Source organism: Leptolyngbya cf. ectocarpi LEGE 11479 (assembly GCF_015207065.1).
Classification (GTDB): domain Bacteria; phylum Cyanobacteriota; class Cyanobacteriia; order Phormidesmidales; family Phormidesmidaceae; genus Leptothoe; species Leptothoe ectocarpi.
In genome coordinates this window covers 1-3,802 of sequence record NZ_JADEXP010000477.1, presented here as the reverse complement: position 1 = coordinate 3,802, position 3,802 = coordinate 1, and the positions used below count along the sequence as shown (strand labels likewise).

3 protein-coding genes and 1 pseudogene are annotated in these 3,802 nt (G+C 53.7%); all 4 read left to right on the top strand.

Features of this window, described 5'->3' with window-relative positions; all coding sequences use genetic code 11:
• Positions 1–317, top strand: a pseudogene (locus IQ260_RS28610) (glycoside hydrolase family 6 protein); the annotation flags it as partial.
• Between the two features lie 69 nt (positions 318–386).
• A complete protein-coding gene (locus IQ260_RS28605) occupies positions 387–1,412 on the top strand; it encodes an aldo/keto reductase (protein ID WP_193996468.1) in 1,026 nt (341 codons plus the stop codon).
• 77 nt (positions 1,413–1,489) lie between these two features.
• Complete coding sequence (locus tag IQ260_RS31300) at positions 1,490–2,704, top strand: MalT transcriptional regulator family protein (protein WP_228016517.1); 1,215 nt, start codon at positions 1,490–1,492, stop codon at positions 2,702–2,704.
• Positions 2,632–3,708 carry a tetratricopeptide repeat protein gene (locus tag IQ260_RS31295; protein WP_228016516.1) on the top strand — a complete coding sequence of 359 codons (1,077 nt, stop codon included), beginning with the start codon at positions 2,632–2,634 and terminating at the stop codon, positions 3,706–3,708. Before IQ260_RS31300 ends, IQ260_RS31295 begins: the two co-directional genes overlap by 73 nt.
• Positions 3,709–3,802 lie beyond the last annotated feature (94 nt).

Genomic DNA, 3,802 nt, shown 5'->3' with positions numbered 1-3,802 from the left:
GGGACAGCGCGTTTGGTCCGACGGTGAACCTGATCACAGATACGATTAAGGGCACACAGGCTGGCGTAAATGCAGTGGATGGTTTTGTTTCAAATACCTCCGGCAGCACCCCAGTCGCTGAGCCATTTCTTCAAAACTATACTGGTGGTCAGCCGGTCCGCTCCGCTGATTTCTATGACTGGAACCCCTATGCAGATGAAGTCAGCTACATGGGCGCGATGAATGCTGGTGGAAAATGCCTATCCCCCGCTTCTATGATTTTCAATCAGAGGTATTCTGCCGGGGCAGGTTTGTTCTGCATAGGGCTATTTTCCTAATACGACGTGTCCTAACTGATGTGACCAACGCTATAACAGAAGAAACAGCCGCCAAGCCATCGCGACAGTATGAAAATCTATCGTAGAAACGGTCGTCGCCAGTTTCTTGCAACTAGCGTTACGACTGCATTAGGTCTGATTGGATGTTCGACACAGCAACAGAAGCCTACTGCAGCACCGTTGGACGAGGCGGATACCGCTTTGGTCGAGGCCGCTTCGTCGCCTATCTCGTTAACAACACCTGCCGCAATGCCGCAGCGGATATTGGGACGTACTCAAGTAGAGCTACCCATTTTGGGTCTAGGTGGAGCCGGTCGCACGCCACTGTCAAGCCCCGATCAGGAGCAAGCGGCCATAGACCAGATCCAACAAGCCTTAACCCTAGGCATTCGTTATTTTGATACAGCCGCAAGCTATGGACCGAGTGAACAGTATTTAGGCAAAGTGTTGCCCCCGTATCGAAGCGAGATCTTTCTGGCCAGTAAGACAGCAGTTTTCGATTATGATGGCGCTTGGCGTCAACTAGAGCGCTCGTTGCGTCGGCTTAACACCGATTATCTCGATCTCTGGCAGTTTCACCATGTATCTTTTGAGGCTGAACTCGACACGCTGTTTGGCAACAATGGTGCCATCAAGGCGTTAGAAGACGCCAAAGCGCAAGGATTAGTTCGCTTTAGCGGTATTACCGGTCATCATGAACCCCAGGTGATTGCAACGGGTCTACAGCGCTATCCATTCGACCATACGCTGATTCCAGTTAATGCAGCCGATATCCACCATCCTCGACCGTTTATTCCGACGGTGCTAGTAGTCGCTCAAGCTCAAAACGTTGGCGTCACGGCGATGAAGGTCCCGGCCTATGGTCGGTTGCTAAAACCGGGGGTGTTGGATGGCATGCATCAGGCGCTGGGGTACACCCTGTCGCAGGCCGGAGTTCATTGTGCCGTGATTGCCGCTGAAACCATTGCGCAGTTGGAAGAAAATGTGAGGGCTGCTACGAAATTTCAAATGTTGAATGAGACTGACTTAGCCAACATTGAGCAGAAAACGGCCACTGTTTGGCAAGACAATACATTTTTTCGAGCTTGGACGTAAGCTGTAGCATCGGTCAGGTTAGCCCATAAGCTGATGATGTCCTCAAATGATGTAGTCATGACTGCTGCGGTAAGCCTATGATTGCAGGAATTCCTCTCCTGGAGACCAAGCTTTATCTTCCCCAATGGTCTGCTGCTCTGGTTTCGCGATCGCAACTGATCGATTGCATCCACCCAAAGCGCAAGCTAACCCTGGTTTCAGCCCCGGCAGGGTTTGGTAAAACGACGCTGCTAGCAGAATGGGTAGCAGCTGTGCCAACGAGACGCGCTGCCTGGGTTTCTTTAGATCAAAGCGACAACGACCCGGCTGTTTTCTGGAGCTATCTGATCGCCGCTCTGCAGAAAATTCAACCTGGTTTAGGGGTGCGATCGCACTCGTTACTACAATCACCCCAGCCACCCCCCATTGAGTCAGTTTTGATGACCTTGCTCAATGAGCTGACTGCCGCTGAAGCAGATATTGTCCTAATCTTGGATGATTATCATCGGATTGAGACCCCGGCCATTCATCGCGGCATCGGCTTTTTGCTTAACCATTTGCCACCCCATGTGCATTTGATTATTGCCAGCCGTGCCGATCCGCCCCTGTCCCTGGCTCGGCTAAGGTCTCACGGAGAATTGACCGAGCTCAGGGTGAACGACCTGCGGTTTACCCCGGACGAAGCGGCGGCTTTTCTGCACCAGGGTATGGGGTTAGAGATCTCTGCGGCGGATGTGACCGCTTTAGAAAAGCGAACTGAAGGGTGGATCGCTGGGCTGCAACTCGCGGCGCTATCCCTGCAAGGGCGAGAGAATATCTCTGATTTTGTCGCCGCTTTTTCGGGGAATGATCGCTACATTGTGGACTATCTGCTAGAAGAGGTCTTGCAACGGCAACCCGATCCTATCCGTCACTTTTTGCTGCAAACCGCTATCTTGGAACGTTTGAGCGGTGATCTCTGTGATGCTGTTACCGACCAAAACAGTAGCCAGGATATGCTGGAAACGCTGGAGCGTAGCAACCTGTTCATCATTCCCTTGGATAACAAGCGTCAATGGTATCGGTATCATCACCTATTTGCCGATGTGCTTCAGGCCCGGATGGAATGGCCAGAACAGATACCCAGGCTGCATGGACGAGCCAGTGAATGGTACGAGCAGAATGATCTGTTTTCTGATGCAATTCGTCATGCCCTGGCAGCTCAAGATTTTGAACGCGCGGTAGGTCTAATAGAGCGAATATGGCCGATCATGCGTCGGCGTCAGCGAGAAACCACCGTACTGGGCTGGATCACGTCACTCCTGCCCCCCTGATTCGCCATCGGCCCGTCCTCAGCGTTGCCTACGCCCTCGTGCTATTGAACGATGGCCAGCTAGACGCGGCTGAAGCCCGTCTGCAAGACGCAGAACGATGCCTGGCCGCAGATTCACAGGAGCCGCTGGCGGTTACGGACGACGCCCAGCTGCAGTCTTTACCCGCCTCCATCGCCAATGCCCGTGCCTATCGGGCTCAAGCGCTAAGGGATGTGTCTAGCACTGTGACGTACGCTCAGCAGGCTCTCGAACTGTTGCCAGAAGATGAGGAGTACGAGCGAGGTACAACCGTGGCCCTGCTTGGTCTGGCCTACTGGACCAGCGGCAGGCCAGAGGCTGGCTACCGTTCCTTTGCTGAGGGTCTGGCAATTTTTAAGCAGATGAGCCTCCCTCAGATTGCCATTGGTGGCACGTTGATACTGGCACAGATGAGCATGGCCCAGGGGCGTCTCCACCGGGCGATTGATATTTGTGAGCAGTCCTTACAGCTGGCAAAAGAGCAGGGCGACCCGGTGCTGCCGGGCACGCCAGAACTGTATTTGGCCTTGAGTGAAGTGCACTACGAACAAGGCGATCGGTTGGCTGCCAGCCAGCTGTTGCTGAAGGGTGAAACGCTACGTCAGCAGGCTTCGCTATCGGGGGTTAAATATCTTTGGTGGGTGATGCAGGCACGACTAAAAGCCGCCGAGGGCGGTCTCCAGATCGCCCTCGACCAGCTTGACGAAGCCGAGCAGCTCTACCACCGAACGTCTATGCCAGTTCCAGATGTGCGCCCGGTCGCAGCGTTGAGGGCACGGCTGTGGGTGAGGCAAGGCAAACTGGCTGAAGCCCTGAGCTGGGTGCGAGATCTCAATCTGTCGGTAGACGATGAGCTGAGCTATCTACATGAGTACGAACATCTTACCCTGGCGAGGGTTCTGATTACTCAGTACAGACGCGATAGTACAGACGAGGTCATTCATCGAGTAATCCTAGTTCCAACTCAGTTTGTTTGGCTAAAATGAGGGCATAGAGTTTGGAGGCCAAGGACGATGGCCAAACGCAAACGACGAGGAGTCGCCGGGGATAAAACGATCTGCCTACCGATAGCCGAGGGGA

What these genes read in the sequence shown, in the direction of transcription:
- IQ260_RS28605 (WP_193996468.1), top strand. Translation starts at nt 387, where the DNA reads ATGAAAATCTATCGTAGAAACGGTCGTCGCCAGTTTCTTGCAACTAGC.
- IQ260_RS31300 (WP_228016517.1), top strand. Translation starts at nt 1,490, where the DNA reads ATGATTGCAGGAATTCCTCTCCTGGAGACCAAGCTTTATCTTCCCCAA.
- IQ260_RS31295 (WP_228016516.1), top strand. Translation starts at nt 2,632, where the DNA reads ATGGCCGATCATGCGTCGGCGTCAGCGAGAAACCACCGTACTGGGCTG.